The sequence below is a fragment of the Streptomyces sp. RGM 3693 genome (assembly GCF_050471125.1).
Taxonomy (GTDB): Bacteria; Actinomycetota; Actinomycetes; order Streptomycetales; family Streptomycetaceae; genus Streptomyces.
In genome coordinates, this window is record NZ_JBMPPQ010000002.1 from 84169 (window position 1) to 102624 (window position 18456).

At 71.1% G+C, this 18456-nt stretch carries 17 protein-coding genes and 1 pseudogene; 7 read left to right on the top strand and 11 right to left on the bottom strand.

What is annotated here, in order from left to right; translation table 11 throughout:
• The first annotated feature begins 26 nt into the window (after positions 1–26).
• The gene (locus ACO0M4_RS17575; protein WP_430371523.1) at positions 27–749 is read left to right on the top strand and encodes a hypothetical protein; all 723 of its coding nucleotides are present in this window, start codon (positions 27–29) and stop codon (positions 747–749) included.
• Positions 750–1088: 339 nt separating this feature from the next.
• On the opposite strand, the gene ACO0M4_RS17580 is transcribed toward ACO0M4_RS17575, so the two are convergent.
• The 3 genes from ACO0M4_RS17580 to ACO0M4_RS17590 form a co-directional block, all read right to left on the bottom strand.
• The gene (locus ACO0M4_RS17580; protein ID WP_430373829.1) at positions 1089–3344 is read right to left on the bottom strand and encodes a terpene synthase family protein; all 2256 of its coding nucleotides are present in this window, start codon (positions 3342–3344) and stop codon (positions 1089–1091) included.
• Between the two features lie 313 nt (positions 3345–3657).
• The gene (locus ACO0M4_RS17585) at positions 3658–4485 is read right to left on the bottom strand and encodes an ATP-grasp domain-containing protein (RefSeq protein ID WP_430373830.1); all 828 of its coding nucleotides are present in this window, start codon (positions 4483–4485) and stop codon (positions 3658–3660) included.
• Between the two features lie 32 nt (positions 4486–4517).
• The gene (locus tag ACO0M4_RS17590; RefSeq protein ID WP_430371525.1) at positions 4518–5444 is read right to left on the bottom strand and encodes an ATP-grasp domain-containing protein; all 927 of its coding nucleotides are present in this window, start codon (positions 5442–5444) and stop codon (positions 4518–4520) included.
• Between the two features lie 409 nt (positions 5445–5853).
• On the opposite strand from ACO0M4_RS17590, the gene ACO0M4_RS17595 reads away from it, so the two are divergent.
• Positions 5854–7587 carry an amidohydrolase family protein gene (locus tag ACO0M4_RS17595; RefSeq protein WP_430371527.1) on the top strand — a complete coding sequence of 578 codons (1734 nt, stop codon included), beginning with the start codon at positions 5854–5856 and terminating at the stop codon, positions 7585–7587.
• A 201-nt stretch (positions 7588–7788) separates the two neighbouring features.
• On the opposite strand, the gene ACO0M4_RS17600 is transcribed toward ACO0M4_RS17595, so the two are convergent.
• Both ACO0M4_RS17600 and ACO0M4_RS17605 read right to left on the bottom strand, forming a co-directional pair.
• Positions 7789–9288, bottom strand: coding sequence for an MFS transporter (locus ACO0M4_RS17600; RefSeq protein ID WP_430371528.1), 1500 nt, complete (start codon positions 9286–9288; stop codon positions 7789–7791).
• An 11-nt stretch (positions 9289–9299) separates the two neighbouring features.
• Positions 9300–10085 carry a GntR family transcriptional regulator gene (locus tag ACO0M4_RS17605; protein WP_430371530.1) on the bottom strand — a complete coding sequence of 262 codons (786 nt, stop codon included), beginning with the start codon at positions 10083–10085 and terminating at the stop codon, positions 9300–9302.
• A gap of 250 nt (positions 10086–10335) precedes the next feature.
• Between ACO0M4_RS17605 and ACO0M4_RS17610 the strand changes: the two genes are divergently transcribed.
• From ACO0M4_RS17610 to ACO0M4_RS17625, 4 genes are all read left to right on the top strand, one after another.
• The gene (locus tag ACO0M4_RS17610) at positions 10336–10866 is read left to right on the top strand and encodes an Lrp/AsnC family transcriptional regulator (RefSeq protein ID WP_430371532.1); all 531 of its coding nucleotides are present in this window, start codon (positions 10336–10338) and stop codon (positions 10864–10866) included.
• 160 nt (positions 10867–11026) lie between these two features.
• Complete coding sequence (ddaH, locus tag ACO0M4_RS17615; RefSeq protein ID WP_430371533.1) at positions 11027–11908, top strand: dimethylargininase; 882 nt, start codon at positions 11027–11029, stop codon at positions 11906–11908.
• Positions 11905–13128 carry an ornithine--oxo-acid transaminase gene (gene rocD / locus ACO0M4_RS17620; RefSeq protein WP_430371534.1) on the top strand — a complete coding sequence of 408 codons (1224 nt, stop codon included), beginning with the start codon at positions 11905–11907 and terminating at the stop codon, positions 13126–13128. Before ddaH ends, rocD begins: the two co-directional genes overlap by 4 nt.
• A gap of 361 nt (positions 13129–13489) precedes the next feature.
• Entirely contained in the window at positions 13490–14251 is a 762-nt protein-coding gene (locus tag ACO0M4_RS17625) for an SDR family oxidoreductase (RefSeq protein WP_430371535.1), read from the top strand.
• A gap of 215 nt (positions 14252–14466) precedes the next feature.
• Here the strand turns inward: ACO0M4_RS17625 and ACO0M4_RS17630 are convergent, their stop codons facing one another.
• The 4 genes and pseudogenes from ACO0M4_RS17630 to ACO0M4_RS17645 all read right to left on the bottom strand — a co-directional run bounded on the left by ACO0M4_RS17630 (position 14467) and on the right by ACO0M4_RS17645 (position 16658).
• The gene (locus ACO0M4_RS17630) at positions 14467–15048 is read right to left on the bottom strand and encodes a DUF4232 domain-containing protein (protein WP_430371536.1); all 582 of its coding nucleotides are present in this window, start codon (positions 15046–15048) and stop codon (positions 14467–14469) included.
• A 68-nt stretch (positions 15049–15116) separates the two neighbouring features.
• Positions 15117–15467 (bottom strand): annotated as a pseudogene (locus ACO0M4_RS17635) (zinc ribbon domain-containing protein); the annotation flags it as partial.
• Positions 15468–15646: 179 nt separating this feature from the next.
• Positions 15647–15871, bottom strand: a complete 225-nt coding sequence (locus ACO0M4_RS17640) for a DUF397 domain-containing protein (RefSeq protein ID WP_430371538.1) — start codon at positions 15869–15871, stop codon at positions 15647–15649.
• Positions 15864–16658: a helix-turn-helix domain-containing protein gene (locus ACO0M4_RS17645; protein WP_430371539.1), complete on the bottom strand. Its 795-nt coding sequence runs from the start codon at positions 16656–16658 to the stop codon at positions 15864–15866. Before ACO0M4_RS17645 ends, ACO0M4_RS17640 begins: the two co-directional genes overlap by 8 nt.
• A 125-nt stretch (positions 16659–16783) precedes the next feature.
• Between ACO0M4_RS17645 and ACO0M4_RS17650 the strand changes: the two genes are divergently transcribed.
• Complete coding sequence (locus ACO0M4_RS17650; protein ID WP_430371540.1) at positions 16784–17143, top strand: hypothetical protein; 360 nt, start codon at positions 16784–16786, stop codon at positions 17141–17143.
• A gap of 43 nt (positions 17144–17186) precedes the next feature.
• Here the strand turns inward: ACO0M4_RS17650 and ACO0M4_RS17655 are convergent, their stop codons facing one another.
• Both ACO0M4_RS17655 and ACO0M4_RS17660 read right to left on the bottom strand, forming a co-directional pair.
• Entirely contained in the window at positions 17187–17546 is a 360-nt protein-coding gene (locus ACO0M4_RS17655) for a hypothetical protein (RefSeq protein ID WP_430371541.1), read from the bottom strand.
• A gap of 128 nt (positions 17547–17674) precedes the next feature.
• Entirely contained in the window at positions 17675–18388 is a 714-nt protein-coding gene (locus ACO0M4_RS17660; RefSeq protein ID WP_430371543.1) for a DUF6193 family natural product biosynthesis protein, read from the bottom strand.
• Positions 18389–18456: the final 68 nt, after the last annotated feature.

An 18456-nucleotide genomic window follows, 5' to 3' on the forward strand; every position in this document is an offset into this window, starting at 1 on the left:
GCATCCGCCTGGAGTACGACGTACCTATGGGCAGGCTCCTGGTCTCGGGCGACTCGGAGCCCGAGTTCCGCGTCGAAGGCATGGCGCCGGGCTGGGACAGGGTCGAGGTCACCTCCCCGGCCCTCGACAAGCCGATCATCCTGGTCCCCCTGAAGAAGGGCGCGAGGGAGTCGAGGGTGCTGGGCTGGTCCGGTATCCGGTCGGGTCTGCGCGCGGGCACCTACCCGTTCACGGCGACCAGCCACGGCCGTACGGTCGCCACCGTGAGCCTCAAGGTCGCGGCGGAGGGCCCGGCGGAGATCCGCCGGTTCGTCATCGGCCCCCAGAAGGCGTTCAGCGACGCACCCGCCCCGATACGGCCAGGCACTGATGTCCGGGTGATCCTCACCGTTCAGGGACCGGCATTGGGAGACTCCCTGACCGTCAGGTCCCCCGTCTTCAGCGACGCTATGACCATCACGACGAACAGCGCTGACGATCCCGGATGCAAGTGCGACGATGGCGGCGGCACGGTCTACGCGGGCCACGCACGTGTGCGTGAAGACGTCCCCGAGGGCCGCTACACGCTCACCGCGGTCAGCGACCACGGCAAGCGGATCGCCAAACAGCACGTCACGATCGCCGGCGCACCCGTCGAACACGGCCCTTCCTGGATCGTCCCCGGCGCCGTCGCGGCCGGGGCGGCCCTCGCCGTAGGTGGAGTGATCGCGGTGCGCCGCCGCTCACGCACGACCGCGTCGTCCGAGTAACGGCAGAACGCCCCCGCAGCCGCACCCCCCTCATCCAGGTGGGCCGCCTCAGTTTCCCGTTCTCTCAACTGTGGTCCCTTGGCCCTCGGGTCACATCCTCGGGAGCATCAAGCAGGACATCAACCGACAGGGGGCAGCCGGTGAAGCTCAAACAGCTCGCTAGCGACTGCGATGAGGGGCCGTGCCCGACCGTGTGGGAATTAGAGGGCACGGAGCAGGTGCTGGTACAGGGCTTCAAGGCGGTCAGGGCGGGCCGGCCCCGGCGCCGAACAGTCCCGGGGTCACCCGCCCAGCCCGCTCACCTCGAATTCCGCTCGGCGCAGCCCACCCGCCCCCTCGTTACCCGGCCGCCGCCCCGATGGCCCCCACCATCCGTGCCCCCGACGTCCCCAGTCCCGAGGGGCCCGGCAGCCAGCCGGGGGCGCCGGGGCGGTGGCGGAGGTGTTCCGGGCGGTAGCGGAGGCAGCCCTGGTGCCAGGTGAGGATGCCGGCGAGCCAGTTCTCCAGTTCCTTGACGTAGCCGTCGAGGATGGCGCGGGCCTCGGCGGAGAGGTTGAAGTCGTCGTAGAGGATGGGGAGTTGGTGGGCGGCGACGTGTTGGAACTCGCGCATCCGGGAGGTCATCAGGTCGTGGACGATGGCCAGCCCGGTCGGGTAGTCGCAGTCGAAGAAGTTCTGTACGACGAGGATTCCGTTGTGCACCTCGCCCTCGTACTCGATCTCCTTCTGGTACGAGAAGACGTCGTTGAGCAGGCAGGCGTAGTCGGCGGCGGCGTTCTCCAGGGAGCGCATCGGGCCGCTGCGGTAGATCTCCGGCGGCACCTGCCGGCCGTGGCCGAGCCGGCTCAGGCTCATGGTGAGGTCCGAGCCGAAGGTGGCGCGGCGCATCTCGATGTAGTCGACCGGGTCCGGGACGCGGTGCAGCACCATGTTGTCCAGTTCCCAGAGCCAACTGGCCGTCATCGTGTCGATGGTGGCCTTGAAGGTGCGGCGGGCGTCCGGGGTCAGCGGTCCGGCCGTGCGGTTCCAGAGGTCGACGAGGGCGCGTTCGAGGGCGTTGGCCGGTTCGGGGGTCGGGTCGGACGCGTCGACGGGCATCAGGGCGGAGAGGCGTTTGGTGGTGGCCATGGCGCCGGCGACGTCGCGGGTCCGGCCGAAGACCGCGGGGTAGTAGTCGTCGGCGTAGGTGCCCCAGGTCAGCCATTGGGTGCCGAGGTCGAGTTCTTCGAGGGTGGCGTCGGGGTGCAGGCCGGCCGCGCAGAGGGCGAAGTCGAAGCGGAGCAGGGCGTCCTCGTCCCAGATGTCGGAGAACGGTACGCCGGGCTGCGGCTGGAGCAGGCCCATCCGGTGTGACCAGGTGACGACGTTGCGTCGGGCCGCGCCCAGGTGGGGGCTGAGCGTGGTGGTGAACGGCATGTGGAAGTCGGGGAGTTGGGAGGGTCCGACCGGCTGGTGGGGGGTGTGGGTGCGGCGGCGGAGCCGTTGGGCGCCGGCGGTGCGGAGGGCGGTCGGCAGGTCCGCGGCGGAGGTGCCCAGGCCGAGCGCGCCGGTGACCAGCGCGCCCAGCCCCTGGGTGCCCAGACCGCCGAAGACCAGCGGCGACCAGGGGGCCGCGGTGGCACCGGGCTCGCCCGCCCCGCCGCCGTTCATGTAGCGGCTGGAGCGCATGTGCCACTCGTGGCCGCCGGACTGCCAGTCCTGGAGGCCCTTGGCGTACGCGAGCACGGCGGCGCAGCCGGCCGGGTCCAGGCCACGGTCGACGAAGAGCGTCGGCAGTTCGGTGAGGACGGTGTCCTCGAACTGCTGCAACCGCGAGGTGATCAGCTCGTTGACCGCGTCCGCTGCCTCCTGGGTGGAGCAGTCCAAGAACGTCTCCAGCACCAGGACGCCGTTGCTCAGCTCGCCCTCGTCCTCGGTCTCGCGCTGGTACGAGAAGAGGTCGTTGCGGAGGTGGACGGCGTCGGAGAAGGCGTCCTTGAGCACGCGGAGGGGGCGGGAGTCGGCCACCGCCGCCGGCACCTCGGCGCCGGTCGCGTACTCCACCAGCCCCGCCGACCAGGGGGCGCCGCCCACCTTCCGCCGCATCTCGATGTATTCGACGGGGTTGGAGATCCGGTTGATGTTGATGTTGGAGAGTTCCCAGAGGGATTCGTTCAGGAGGTTCTCGGTGCTTTCGGCGAACCGGCGGCGCCAGTCCAGCGACATCGCGGGCACGGTGCGCCGCCACAGGTCCGCCAGCCCCGCCTCGACCTGGTTGGTCGGCTCCGGCATGGGCGTGTCCAGGTCCATCGGCATGAACGCCGGCAGTCGGTCGAGGTACGCCTTCCCGCCCTCCCGGTCCAGGGTCCGCTTGAACTTCTCCAGGAAGTGGTCGTCGAAGAAGAAGACCCAGACGTACCAGTCGGTGACGAGGTTGAGCGCCTCCTCGGAACACTCCGGGTGGGTGTAGGCGCACAGCAACGCGTAATCGTGGGCGGCCAGATCCCGCTCGTCCCAGATGCCGGAACCTTCCAGCATGTTCATCTGCCGCGCCCACTGCTTGGAGTGCGCCCGGGCGGCCTGAAGATGCGGGTTCAGCCGCGCCGGATGCGGCATGTAGAAGTGCGGCAGGACGAATGGCTGCGACGTGGGCTGCGACTGTGACTGCGTCACCGTTGGTGGCCTCTCCCGATACCGGTGCCCCTCCGTACGGACGGTGTGTACGGAAGGAGGGCGCACGAAAGCACCCCCTCTGACGGCGCCAGCCCTACCCCGGGCCCCGACGCCCTAGACCTGTGCCGTCACACCCGCGCTGAACTGGCACTCTTTCGGGTTGAGTTGGCCGGGAGGGGGTGTAACTCGCGGGGCGCGTGGGCTATGGGGGGACGCTCATGGACGACGCGGACGGTCCGGGCCGGGCCCTCGCCGGTCACCGCCCGGTGCCGCCCCGGGCCCGGCGCAGCGCCAGTGCCGCCAGCGTCTCCGGGGCGCCCGCCTGGCCGCGGATGCCCGGGAAGGCGTTGATGTCCACGATCAGCGGGGCACCGACGCCGAGGTGAAGGATGTCCACGCCGTACACCTCCAGGCCGAAGACCTCGCCGGCGTGCAACGCACTCTCGATCCAGGCGGCGGGGAGGGCGGCGGGCGGCAGCGGCTGGTTCGGGCCGCGGCCGCCGGGGGACAGTTCGGAGCGTCGGCGGGCGGCGAACGGCTGCCCGTCCACGATCCACAGCTTGTGGTCCCAGCCGCTGTTGGCGGTGAACTCCTGGACGATCACGGGTTCATGGCGCCAGACGGCGGCCAGCTCCGCCAGCTCGGCCGGGGTGTCGACGCGCGCCACGAGGTCGTGGCGGCGGCTTTCGCGGCTCTTGAGGACGAGGGGGAAGTCGAGGTCCGCCCTGGAGGCCACCAGCGCGTCGACGGTCGCCACCCGCACGGTCTCCGCGAACGGCAGCCCGGCCGCCCGCGCCACCTCCGCCATCGCGACCCGGTCCTGGCACCGGGTGGTGGCCGGGACGGAGTTGACGACGGGTACTCCCTGGCCTTCCAGGCGGGCGGCGAGGGCCAGCGCCGCCGGCGTCCGCGCCTTGAGCAGATAGACGTCGGCGGGGGCCCCGGGCGCAGCGTCCCCGTCCGCCGCGGGGCGCGTGTCGCCCGGATCGACGAACTCCACCCGGTGCGCGTCCCGCCGCAGCACCGCCGCGGTCGCCGTCAGCAGTGGGTGCCCCGGATCCGCGCTGATCACCCCGACCCGCACCCCGGTCCTTGCCCCGGTCCGTGCTCCGGTCCTCACCGTGCGCCCCCGACCGCCTCCGCCGCGGGCCACGGCTCGCGCTGGTGGCCGATGAAGGGCAGGCCGGTCGCCAGTTCGCGCTCGCTGCCGTGGCGGGCCAGTCGCAGTACCGCCGCGGAGACCCGGGCTACCGCGTCCGGCACCTGCCGGAAGCTCGGGAAGTCGTTGATGTCGACCACGACCGGTCCGTCCGGCCCCAGCAGCACGTCCACCCCGTACAGGTCGAGCCCGAAGACCGTGCCGACCTCGGCGGCGATCCGGGCGACCTCGGGCGGCAGCGGCACCTGCCGTTCCGGCACGGCCTGGCCGGGGTGCAGCGGGGAGCAGCGTTGGGTCGCGTAGAGGTCGCCGGCGACGCAGTAGACCTTCAGGTCGGTCCCGGAGTTGGGGACGTAGGGCTGCGCGATCAGCATGCCGTCGCCCGTGCCGGTCCCGTCGGACGTCGCCTCCGCAGCCTCGGCGGTCAGCTGCCCGGGCCGCTCCACCAGCCGCACCGCACGCCCCGAACTGCCGTCCGCCGGCTTCACCACCAGCGGGTACTCCGCCTCCGGTATCCCGGCGAACTCCTCGGCCCGCGCCGCCGCGTACGTCATCGGCACCGGCAGTCCGCCGGCCCGCGCGACCACCGCGGCGAGTGCTTTGTCGCGCACGCCCCGTATGGCCCGGACGTCGTTGACGGTGGTCAGGCCGGTGGTCGCGGCGGCCTCCAGCAGGGTCAGTCCGGGCCCGCCGGAGACGGTCTTGAGGACCCAGGCGTCATGCCGGCCGTCCGCCACGACCTCGGACAACTCCGACATCCGGATCAGCGAGCGGCCCGGCAACATGACGTCCACCTGGTGCCCCCAGGCCCGGAGTTGGGCGATCACGTCCCGCGGCATGCCGTCGTGGCGGTACTGCTCCTCCACCAGGAAGCAGAGTCTCATCGATGCACCCTTGTATCGCCGCACGTCCACCCGTATCGCCAACCCGTCCGCCACCTCCGGCGCACGTCCACCCCGTGTCGCCGTACGCACACCGTCCGCCCGGCGGAAACATGACGCACCAGGATCCCATGCGGCGATCAAGCGGTCGGTCGTGGCCCGGCCGCCGCCCCCGAGGTCGTGTTTCGGCGACGTTACGCCACCGGGTGGGACCTCGGCACACGCCGTGAGCTGGGACGCCGTCCACCCCTCGGGGGGTTGCGCCACCCACCCCCGACCTCCCCAAATCCCGCATGTCGAAAGCCTTGTTCCGCTTTATGGCTGGTCCTAGGGTCGGGCCCCCCGGCGCGGCCGGCCCGTTTCCAGGGCCCGGCCGCGCCTACGTACGCGGTGACGGAAGCAGGCGAGCGGGTTGGCGAACGAGCAGCGGGGCCACGAGGCCCAGGAGGCCGGGACGGACCACCCCGGCGGGTGTCCGGGCGTGGACCCGGACGGCATACGGAGCGCGGGCACCCAGGACGGGCCGCCCGGAGCAGCCCCCGGCGCGGCACCCCGAGCGACGCCCGAAACGACACCCGAAGGGCCCGAAGCGACGGCCGAAGGACCCGCAGCGACACCCGAAGCGCCCGCCCCCCACGGCGATTTCCGCCGCCGCGGCTTCCTCGCCGGCGTGGCCGGACTGGCCGGCGTCGGCGCCAGCGGGCTGCTCGGCGGAGCGGGCGCCGGCACCGCGTACGCCCGGTCCGCGACCGCAGGGGCCACCCCGACCCCCGGTTCCAGCTCCGGCACCCGTACCGAACCCCGCCCGGGCGCCCACCCCGCCCTCCGCCCCGACCAGTTGACCGGCGCCCGCCAACTCCTCGTCCCGGAAGTGGTGCTGCTGCCGGACGGCCCGGTGCGCGACCACGCCGTCCTCGTCGAGCACGGCACCTTCCGCGAGGTCGGCCCGGCCGCCCGCCTCCTCGCCGCGCACCGCGACGGCCCCGCCCCGGTCCGCCTCGACGGCCACCTGCTGATGCCCGGCTTCGTCGACGCGCACCACCACCTCACCCAGAGCTTCGGCAAGGCCCAGTCGTTCGGGCAGCCGTCGGAGATCTTCAAGACCGTCTGGGAGCCGCTGGAGCACGCGCTGGACCAGGAGAGCGCCTACCTGTCGGCCAAACTGGCCGCGCTGGAGGCGCTGCGCGGCGGCTTCACCACCGTCGCGGACGCCGGGACCCGGGCCCCGGTCGACGTGGCGGCGCTGGCCAAGGGCACCGAGGAAGCCGGTATCCGCTGCGTCCTGGGCAAGATCGTCTCCGACGGGACCGGCGGCCCGGCCCACCTCGCGCGCTGGCACGGCCATCCGCTGGTCCATCCGTCCCTGGCCATCGCCGTCCCCGAGGACGCCACCGGCCCGGTCATCAAGCGCACCGCCGACCTCTGCGCCGAGGCCGGGGCGGTGCTCCAGATCCACGTCAACGAGCATCTGGCGTCCGTGGAACGCTCGTTGAAGAGCGTCGGCCGCCGCCCGGTGGACTATCTGCACCACCTCGGCGCCCTCGGCCCGCACACCCTGGGCGCGCACGCCACCCTCCTGACCCCCACGGAGATGCGGCAGCTGGCCGACACCGGCACCGCGGTCAGCTACAACCCGGTGGCCAGCGCCTGGAAGGGCAACGCCGTCGCGCACGCCACCATGTGGGCCGCGCTGGGCGTCCGCTTCGGCACCGGCACGGACGGCACCCGCGGCGACGGCTTCCGGCTCGTCGACACGGCGGAGTCGGCCCAGCGGCTGACCTACGGGCTGGCCTCGGGCGACTCGGTGTGCGGCGCCGGGGACCTGTGGCTGGAGCACGCCACGGCGGGCGGCGCCGACGCCCTCGGACTGGGCCGCGTCACGGGGCAGATCGCCGTCGGCAAGGCCGCCGACTACCTCCTCGTGGACCTGGCCGTCCCCGAACTCACCCCCTCCTACGACCTGCGCTGGGAGCTCGTCCGGCTGGCCGGCCGCGACCAGATCCGCGCCGTGGTGGTCGCCGGCCGGCTCCGCCTCTGGGAGGGCTGGCCGACCGACTGGGACGCCCGCGCGCTGGTCGCCCGCGCGGCGGAGGTGGGCCCGGAGGTCGTCAAGCGGGCCAAGATCCAGCGGGTCGAACCGCGGTAGGAACGCGGACAGGGCGAGGAGCACGGGCGGGGCGCGCCCGGAACGACCGGGCGCGCCCCGCCCGGCGTCACTCGCCGACGCGCACGAACCGCCAGCGCTGGGAGGCCGATCCGTTCGCCGGCTCCACGTGCAGCTGCTCCCGCCCCGACGCGTTCAGGGTAGCCATCCACGCCCCGCGCACGCCCAGTTACTTCGTGTGAGTTAGGCGTGCGCCCTTGGCGCTTCCACGCGCTCCCCCTCCGGCATCCACCGGAAGATCGCCCCCGCCGCGACCGCCACCCCCACCGCCAACGACAGCATCGCCATGTGCAGCCCGGATGTGAAGGCACCGATCACCGCCGTCCGCAGCTCACCGCCCCGGCCCGGCAGCCCCCCGAGCGCGGCCTGTGCCGCCGCGACCGTCGTCGGCCCGCCGGGCCCAGCCAGCGGCGCCGGCAGCCGGGCGGTGAACACCGCGGCGGTCAGCGTCCCGGTCACCGCGATCCCCAACGCGCTCCCCAACTCCCGCGTCAGGCTCTGGAGTCCGGACCCGACCCCGACGGCCTCCGGCGGCAGCGCGGACATCATCGCGTGCGAGAGCAGCGGCGTCGCGGTGCCGCAGCCCAGCGCGGTCAACCCGGCCCCGACGGCGTACAGCGCGTACGGCGTCCCGGCGTCGGCGGCCGACACCGTGGCCAGCCCACCGGCCAGTACGAGCATCCCGGCGGCGACCGCACCGCGCCGCCCGCACCACCGCTCCAGCACCAGTCCGCACCGCGGCCCCGCCAACAGCGCCGCCGCCATCGGCAGCAGCCGCACCCCGGCGCCGAACGGCCCGTACCCCTTCGCGTACTGGAGGTACTGGCCGTTGAGGTAGAACAGCCCGAACATCCCCAGGAACAGCACCGCCATCCCCACCGCCCCCGCCCGGACCGCGGGCCGGGCGAACACCCGGGGGTCCAACAGCGGCCGCACGGAGCGCAGTTCACACCGGGCCCAGCCGGCCAGCAGCAGCCCGGCCACCCCGAGCGACCCGAGCACCAGCGGGCTCAGCCACCCCGCCCCCGGCCCGCTCACGATCCCGTTCAGCAGGGCCAGGAACCCACCGGTGAACAGGGCAGCGGCCAGCGGCGCGACCGGCCCCGGATGCCGCTCCGCCACCGGCGCGACCACCGCGACCAGCACCAGCGCGGCCAGCGCCACCGGCACCACGCACACGAACAGCGCCCGCCAGCTCCCGTACTGGATCGCCGCGCCCCCGCCCACATTGCCCAGCACCGCGGCCAGCCCCGTCATCGCCGCCCAGACCGCGATCGCCCGGCGCCGCGGCCCGTCCGGCAGCCCGTCCACCAGCAGCGCCAGGGTGTTCGGCAGCACCGCCGCGGCCCCCACCCCGCTGATCATCCGCCCGGCGATCAACACCCCGACGTGCGGCGCCACCGCGCACACCGCCGAACCGACGACGAACACCCCCATCCCGCCCAGCAGCGTCCCCTTGCGCCCCCGCCGGTCGGCCAGCGCCCCGGCCGGCACCAGCAGGCAGGCGAAGACCACCACATAGCCGTCCACCACCCACACCACGGCCCGCGCGGACGGGTGCAGCGGCCCGGCGGACAGGTCCGGGATGGCCAGGTTGACCGCCGAGACCATGCCGACGACCAACGTCACGCACAGACACATCGCCACGGTCACCGGCCCCCGCGGGGCCGACCGGTCCGGCATCCGACGCACCCTCACCCCTCCCGGACCCGGTCCATCCGCGCCCGCAGCGTCAGCCGGTCCCCGCGCAGGTGGATGAACTCCAGGTCGGCCGGCCGCCCGTCCGCCAGCCGCGTCAGCCGCTCCACGGCCAGCACCGCGCCGCCGCCCGGCATCGCCAGCACCCCGCAGGTCGCCGGATCCCCGACCACCGCCCGCACCGCCACCTCCGCCGACCCCAGCGGCCGCCCGGCCGCGCTCTCGATCAGGTCGAAGACGTCCCGGCTCTCCAGCCGCTCCCGTCCGAGCGCGAGCAGCGGCTCGCCCACGTCGGGGATGAGGTACGTGCAGTCCAAGGACAGCGGCATCCCGTCCACCCGCCGCAGCCGCTCCAGATAGACCACCGGACCGCCCGCCGGCAGCTCCAGCCGCCGCGCCACCGCCCCCGGTGCCCGCACGGTGCGCGCCTCCCGCACCTCGTTGACCACCGTTCCGTGCCGCTGCAACACCTCGGCCAGCCCGGACAGCTCCCCCAGCGGATGCTCGTAGGTCCGGCCGACGACGACCGTCCCCACCCCGCGCCGCCGCTCCACCAGCCCCTCGTCGCGCAGCAGCCCCAGCGCCTCCCGGACCGTGTTGCGGGTCGTCCCGAACTCCGCGACCAGCGCCCGCTCATCGGGCAGCACACCCCCGGGGAACGCGCCCCGCAGCACCTGCCCGCGCAGCACGTGCGCCACCCGCCGCGCCCGATCCGCCCGGGTCAGCCCGTCCCCGACCGCGCCACCCCGGCCGTCCCCGCCGTCGTTCGCGTCGTCGCCCATGCCCGCCCTCCTCGCCCCGCCGCGCCGCGCCGCCTGTGATGTGCCCCGACGGGCGACCGCCGGGCCCCCGACGCTAGGCCAAGCCCCGTTTCGGCGGAGTTACGCCACCCACACTGACCTGCACAAACGTCTGACCTGCGGATTTCCTGCCGGGGTCGAGCGCTGCGCCACCACCCGCCGGACCCCGTTACCGTGACGTGCGATCCCGCGACCCGGGGGACCGGACGGGAGAGGAAGAAAGGGCCGCCCCATGAGCACCAAGTCCGCGCCGTTCGACGAGCTGGACCGCAAGATCGTCGCCGCGCTGATCGAGAACGGCCGGGCGAGCTTCGCCGAGATCGGCTCGGCCATCGGCCTGTCCCCCACCGCCGTCAAACGCCGGGTGGACCGCCTCCGCGAGAGCAACGTCATCACGGGCTTCTCCGCCACCGTCCGCCCGGCCGCCCTGGGCTGGCTCACCGAGGCGTACGTGGAGGTCTACTGCGACAGCGCGGCGCCGCCCCGGCGCCTGGCCGAGGTCGTCCGCAACCACCCGGAGATCGCCGCCGCGATGACCGTCACCGGCGGCGCCGACGCCCTGCTGCACGTTCGGGCCACCGACGTCGAGCACTTCGAGGAGGTCCTCGAACGCATCCGGACGGAGCCCTTCATCCGCAAGACGATCAGCTACATGGTGCTCTCGCACCTCCTCCCGGACAGCCCCGAGGCCGGCGCTCGCCGCTCCTCCGAGGACGCTCGGGACCGTCCCCACCCGCAAAAGCGCGCAGCAAACCAGCGGTAACCGTCCCGTACAAGCAGCATTCCTGCGTATCTGCGCAGCATTCATTTCTTGTGGCCAGAATCGACCGCTCCGTACCGTGAATTGCCCCCGGTGACGCCCCATAACGGTCCGTCACCCGGTGGGCAGTGGCAACGGATCCCAGGAAGCGGAGGCCCTTTCTGTGCCCACCACCCAGCCCGGCGGCGCGCTGCTGAACGCGGCGCACCGCACCCCCCGTGCCCGGCGCTACCTCCTCTGCCGGCCCACCCACTTCGCCGTCGAGTACGCCATCAACCCCTGGATGCGCGAGGACGCCGACGTCGACACCGCACTCGCCGTCCACCAGTGGGAGAACCTGGTCCGCGCCTACCGCGACCACGGCCACACCATCGAGACCGTCCAGCCGGCCCCCGGCCTCCCCGACATGGTCTTCGCCGCGAACTCCGCGGTCGTCGTCGGCGGCCGCGCCTTCGGCTCCCTCTTCCACGCCCCGCAGCGCCGCCCGGAGTCCCGCGAGTACGAGGTCTGGTTCAAGGCCGCCGGCTACGACCTCTACCGTCCCGAATCCCCCTGCGAGGGCGAGGGCGACCTCGTCCCCGTCGGCCGCTACCTCCTCGCCGGCACCGGCTTCCGCACCACCCGCGACGCCCACGCCGAGGTCCAGGAGCACTTCGGCCTACCGACGATCAGCCTCCACCTCACCGACCCGTACTTCTACCACCTGGACACCGCCCTCTTCGTCCTCGACGACGGCCTGACCGCCGACCCCGGGCGCCCCGACGGCGGTGCCGCCGTCGCCTACTACCCCGAAGCCTTCTCGCCCGGCAGCCGCGAGGTGCTCCGCCGCCTCTTCCCCGACGCCGTCCTCGCCACCCGCGACGACGCCCTGGCCTTCGGCCTCAACTCGGTCTCCGACGGCCGCCACGTCTTCATCGCCCCCCAGGCCACCGGCCTGATCGACCAACTCACCGCCCGTGGCTACGTCCCCGTCCCCGTCGACCTCTCCGAATTCCACAAGGCCGGCGGCGGCATCAAGTGCTGCACTCAGGAGCTTCGCCCATGACGCACACGTCCATCGACGCCCGCCGCTCCTCCGCCTCCCTCATCGAGGCCGAGGCCCCGGTCCTGGCCCACAACTACCACCCCCTCCCCGTCGTCATCTCCCGCGCCGAGGGCGTCTGGGTCGAGGACGTCGAGGGCCGCCGCTACCTCGACATGCTGGCCGGCTACTCGGCGCTCAACTTCGGCCACCGACACCCGGCGCTCATCGAGGCCGCCCACCGCCAGCTCGACGCCCTCACCCTGACCTCCCGCGCCTTCCACCACAACCGCCTCGCGCAGTTCGCCGAGGGCCTGGCCGACCTCACCGGCCTGGACATGGTCCTCCCCATGAACACCGGCGCCGAGGCCGTCGAGAGCGGCATCAAGCTCGCCCGCAAATGGGCCTACGAGGTCAAGGGCGTCCCCGCCGACCAGGCCACCATCGTCGTCGCGGGCGGCAACTTCCACGGCCGCACCACCACCATCATCAGCTTCTCCGACGACGAGGACGCCCGCGCCGGCTTCGGCCCCTACACCCCCGGCTTCCGCACCGTCCCCTACAACGACCTCGCCGCCCTCGAAGCCGCCCTCGACGACACCACCGCCGCGGTCCTGATCGAACCCATCCAGGGCGAGGCCGGCGTCCTCATCCCCGACGACGGCTACCTCGCCGGCGTCCGCGCCGCGACCACCCGCGCCAACTGCCTCTTCATCGCCGACGAGATCCAATCCGGCCTGGGCCGCACCGGCACCACACTGGCCGTCGAGCACGAGCACGTCACCCCGGACGTCGTCCTCCTCGGCAAGGCACTCGGCGGCGGCATCATCCCCGTCTCCGCGGTCGTCGCCCGCCGCGACGTGATGTCCGTCCTCGGCCCCGGCCAACACGGCTCCACCTTCGGCGGCAACCCGCTCGCCGCAGCCGTCGGCACGGCCGTCATCGACCTCCTCTCCACCGGCGAATTCCAAGCCCGCGCCGCCGAGTTGGGCAAGGTCCTCCACTCCGGCCTCACCGACCTCCTCGGCCACGGCGTCACCGGCTTCCGCACCCGTGGACTCTGGGCCGGCGTCGACATCGACCCCGCCCTCGGCACCGGCCGCACCATCAGCGAACGCCTCATGGCCGAAGGCGTCCTGGTCAAGGACACCCACGGCTCCACCATCCGGCTGGCTCCGCCCCTGACCATCACCGAGCCCGAACTGACCTCGGCCCTCGGATCCCTGGGCCGCGTCCTGGCCTAGAAGGCCGATCACGATCTTGTCGAGGGGCTGTCCGGTCGTAGGCCGGCGGCCCCTCGGTCCATGCGGTGGCTGAGGTGATCGTCCAGGCGCTGCCCGTGCGGGTCGGTCCAGGAACGCGAACGCAGTCCCGCCCGGGACCAACTCCCGGCAGCAGGCCCACACATCCGGCCCCCGGCCCCCTACGCGGCCAACCCGTCACGCCGACAACTCCAGCCCCGCACCGGGAAGTTCGGAGCGAGAACCACGGCCAGCGCGGCGTTCACATAGCGAGATGTCCAGCTCGGAATGTGAGCGGCCGTTCTTCGCGTTGACCCTCATGAGAACTGTGCACGTTCGCACTTGAGCATGGGGGTCGTGATCCGTGGATCTGATGATTGACGGCAAGGTTTTTCTGATCACTGGAGGGACCAAGGGGCTCGGACTGGCGGCCGCGCGAGCCCTTACCGCGGAAGGGGCCCGCGTGGTCGTGTCCTCACGCACTCAGGAAGCCGTGGAGAAGGCGGTTGTGGAGCTGGGTGGCCCAGAGCACGCCATCGGTCTGGTCGCCGACAACAGCGACCCTGAGGCGGCCGACCGAATGACGGCCGCCGCCCTCCAGCAGTACGGACGTCTGGATGGTGCGCTGATCAGCGTGGGTGGGCCTCCGACGGGGCCCATCACCACCATCACCGACACCCAGTGGCGGGAGTCCTTTGAGTCCGTCTTCCTCGGTGCCCTACGCGTCGCACGCACCGCTGCCCCGGTACTGCCCGCCGGAGGCTCCATCGGCTTCGTCCTGTCCTTGTCCGTGAAGGCCGCCTGGCCGAACATGAGCGTGTCCAACGGGCTGCGACCAGGACTCGCCATGGCGGCGAAGACCCTGGCCGACGAACTGGGCCCACGCGGCATCAGGGTCAACGGCTTCGTAGTCGGCTCCATCGCCACGGACCGCCTCACCCAACTCGAACAGGCCACCGGCAACCCCGACCAGGCACGCACGCAGCGAACAGCCGAAATACCGCTGCGCCGGTACGGCACACCCGAAGAGTTCGGCCGCCTGGCGGCGGTCGTGCTGTCGCCGGTGGCCTCCTACACCACCGGCAGCATGATCCACATCGATGGAGGCGCCCTGCGATCCCTGTAACAGGCGACCGACCGTCGAGACCTGCCCTCACTGGCGCCCGTGGCGGGATCGTTCGCCGGAGCACGGGCCGTAGCAGACGGCCCACGGGCTCTTCCGCCGCCGGCAGCGTGACGGCGTGGGGCGTACTGGGCTGGCCCTCCTACAGGCACGGGCCCCCTCGCTCACGCGGTGGGGCCCGTACCCAAGGTCTTCAGCAGTCTTCTCAAGCGTGCGGGTCAGCCGCCCTGGCCGGCGCTTCCGACCGGGCCGACCTTCACCGGGGAGCCGGAGCCGTTCGTGACGGGCAGCGAGCCAGCACCCGGCCAGGGCAGGCTGACCGACTTCGTCTCGTTCGGCGGGGTCACCAGCAGCCCTGTGATGCGGACGCCGGAGCCGCCCGACGTGTTGAGCGGGTAGTTGATGCCGAAGGCCACCGACTTCCCGCTCTTGAGGACAATCGAGGTGGCCTGCTCACCACTGCGCTTCGCGGACAGCGCCCCCGCGTTGGTCTTCAGGTCGACGCCCGCGTACCCGGAGATCGCACAGTCCCGGCCACCGGTGTTCTTCAGTTGCACCGCGACGGTGCCGTCGGGGTCGCCGGTGATGGTGCTGTCCGTCGCCGTGATCTTCAGCTCGTCGGTGCGGCACTTGCCGGCCTTACCGTTCTCGTTGGAGCCGGCCCCGGCGGCCGTACCCTGCCCACCGGAGCCCTTCCCGGCGGAGCCCTTCCCGCCGCCCTGATTGGCCCGTGGCCGACGAGCCGGACGAAGCGGCCGCGCCGCCGGCCGGAGTGGCAGACGAAGAGCCCTGCGCGGCACCCGAGTCCCCGCCCTGGCACGCCGTCATCAGCGTGACTCCTCCCCCTCATGAATGAGGGGGCTTCTCGCTATGCCGGTTGAGGCTCGCGACGGACCAGCCCGGCCCGTAGAACGTTCAGGGCGCCCACCGTGTCCGCGTGCGCGATGTGGTCGCAGGCGATGCAGTGGAACTTGTCCTGTGTGGGCCGGTTCTCCTTGGCGGTGTGCCCGCATTCGGGGCACCGCCGGGAGGTGTTGCGGGGGTCCACGGCCATCACTTGCCGCCCGGCACTCTCAGCCTTTGCGTTCAGGATCGCGAGGAACACCCCCCATCCGGCATCGGAGATCGAACGGTTCAAGCCCGTCTTGGCGGCGGCCCCGTTGGGCAGGAAGCTGCCCGGCGTCTCGGGGTCGAGCTTCGGCGTCACGGTACGTACCATCATGCCCACGACACATCACCCAACCGCCAGCCCAATACACCCCGTTGAGTCACGCCGCCAGCGCTGCAAGAGCCCATAGACCGCCCGCAACGGCCCGCACTCCGGCGAACGATCCTTCACCCCACACCGAGACCATCACGCCCCAAGGCAAGACACAGAAGCCACTCCTCAAACACGACCTAACTCCCCCCGAACACCCCACCTTTCACGGCATCCACGAACGTGCTCCACGCCCCCGCCGGGACGACGATCGCCGGCCCGTGCGGGGCCTTGGAGTCTCGGATAGGGACGCCGGTGGGGTACTGGTCGAGCACTTCGATGCAGCTGCCTCCTTCGGACCCGCTGTAGGAGGACTTGCGCCAACCACATATCAAGGCGGCGCTCTGGATGGTGTGTTCAGTCATGGTGTCCGAAATCCTTCGCTGTCGCTCTCATCAAGGCAATTGACTCCGCCATCGGCAGGGCCTCGCCCATGGCGAGAGCGTATGCGCCCTGCAACCGCTCGACCACGGACGGGGAATCATGCACCTTGCCGATGGCCTGACCCTCGGAATAGGCCGCCGGGGGCTGGTCCTCGAACCACATCAGAGACAGCATCCCCTGCAACAGGGGATACACACCGCGACCCAGTGGCAAGACGTGTACCCGCACCCGCTGCGCTTCGGCCAAACGGACAATGTGCATGATCTGGCTCGCCATGACCTCCGGGCCACCAAACGGGCGACGTAGCAACGCCTCATCAAACAGCGCCCACGCTTCGGGCGTTACCGGATTCACAAGGACCTTCGCGCGCCCCAGGCGTGTGACGAGCAGTCGGTCACGCTCCTCGTCGCCTCGGGACGGGTATGCCGCATCCAGAACCGCACCCGCATACTCCTCCGTCTGCAGGATGCCGGGCACATACGACAGCGCGTACTCCCGGATCACCGTCGCCTGTCGCTCCAGGTGCAGCGCCGCCTCGAAGTAGTCGACCACCGCCGAGTCGTCCTGTGGCAAGAAGCTACTCAGCACGTTCCCCGTGTTGAGAGCGCTGTCCAGCCTCCTCGCGTCCTCCTTGGAAGGAATCCGCCGACCAGCCTCAATGTGGGCAATATGCGTCCGCGTCATGATCGCCGAATCGGCCAACCGTTGCTGCGTCAGCCCCGCCAGCTCCCGTTGCTGCCGAAGCCACTCCCCATACGTATTGGTCATGCGTGCGTACCCCCTCGTGACTTCAACACCGTCACCGTCGGTCTATTGCGAGCTTACGCGCAGTGACACAACGCTGGTGGGGAATCCACAGGCCCGCCCACGACGCACCCGGAGGCGAACTCGCCATGACCTACGACCCCGACAACCCCCAACAGCCGGGCTCCGACCTCCGGTTGCTGCCCTGGTCCACCTGGGACGGCCGACCTTGCTACCTGGCCGCCTCCGGAGACGGCAACGGCTACCTCTCCCGCAAGGCAGACCGCATGGAGGCCCAACAAATGCGCAACGCCGCCAACGCCTTCACCGACGCCCAAACCGCCCTGCGCAACGAAGCCGCCGGCCCCCTCCTGCTCCGCCTGACCCTCATCCGCACCACGGCCGCCCTCGCCAACACCCTCCGCATCGCCGACAGCCGCCTCGGCCGCCTCCCGGCGCTCTCAGGACACGACGAAAAGGATCAAGAGAAAGGCGTGGGGCGCCACTAGCAAGGGGGCAAGAACCGGCCCCGTTCCTCCCCGGCCTACCGCCTCACGGCCAGTTGACGATGGCCATGGAGACGACGAACAACCCGACGATCGACAGCGGGGCCATCAGGGCGAACATCGCCCGCCGCCCGGCGTTCCGCCGCTCCCAAGGCAGTCCCCAACTGGCGAGGAGCAGCGCAGCCGGCATCAGAAAACCGACCTGGAGCACCGAGATGGCAGTCGAAATACTGGAGTCGAACCCATGCGCCTTCTCGCCACTGCACGCATCACAGGCCATCGCTGAGAACCCAGCGAAGACCAGGGCGAAGAACCCCACCACCACCGTGACCACGGTCGACGCCAACGGCCCCACCCAGGCATAGGAGTCCCGTTCCACGTCCAACGGCAGCGTCACATCTTCCATGCCCACCAGCCAACCCCGTGCCGCTACCCGCCCACATGAGCCCGCGTACTCATTCGCCCCCCACTCGCCCCCTGCTCACCCCAGGCGTCTACAAAACAGATGGCATGTTCACCATTCACGAATAGGCATTACGGATGCCCAAGAAGGGAGAGAATGGCATCGATTGCACCATCCATCGAATCCACTTCTCTTCCATTAGCGCCTGGGTCCGTGGATTCGACTCGGTAATGCCCGCCACGGAGCGGCGTGACGGAGATTTCTCCAGCAGTCCGGTCCGAGTAGTCTTTGGCGAGGCGAAGAACGCCGCGGCTAAAAGCTGGGAACAGCGTACACAATTTGCCGTTCGAGTGGATCTGGCGCAATAGAGGTCGAGCGGATGAGAACTGCTCATCCGCAAGGAGCCGAATCCATTGAAATGAAACCGGATCACCGGCTTCCCGTGCCTCCGCCAGATCGTCATAGTGCATGAACGAGAAGCGAGTTCTCAACTCCTTAAGCCCTACCCCTCGCCGCCACGCTTCAAGCACCTTGATTACCGTGAGGAGGTCATCGGTACCACCGCCCGCCCATTGATGGCCGTCGCCCTCGATACTGATGGAGAACCAGCGCTCTTCCGCCCCCAGGAAGACCAATATAGGCCCTCGCTCCGATTTAACCTCCGCAGTGACAAATCGACCCTGCCGAGATTCAGAAGCGGGTCGAATTGACCCCAACTCGGCTCCATTCTCCATGGAGATTCGAATAATCGCTGATGTGAGACCTCCATAGTGGACCAAGTCCGGGTACAAGTCGACGTTCACGGCCGACAAGACTTCCGAACACGCCCCATCTTTTTCTGGCATGTGACCACACCTTTCAAATCCACACTGGAGCCGGCATAGTGGACTCCATAATAACAAGACAGGGCAGT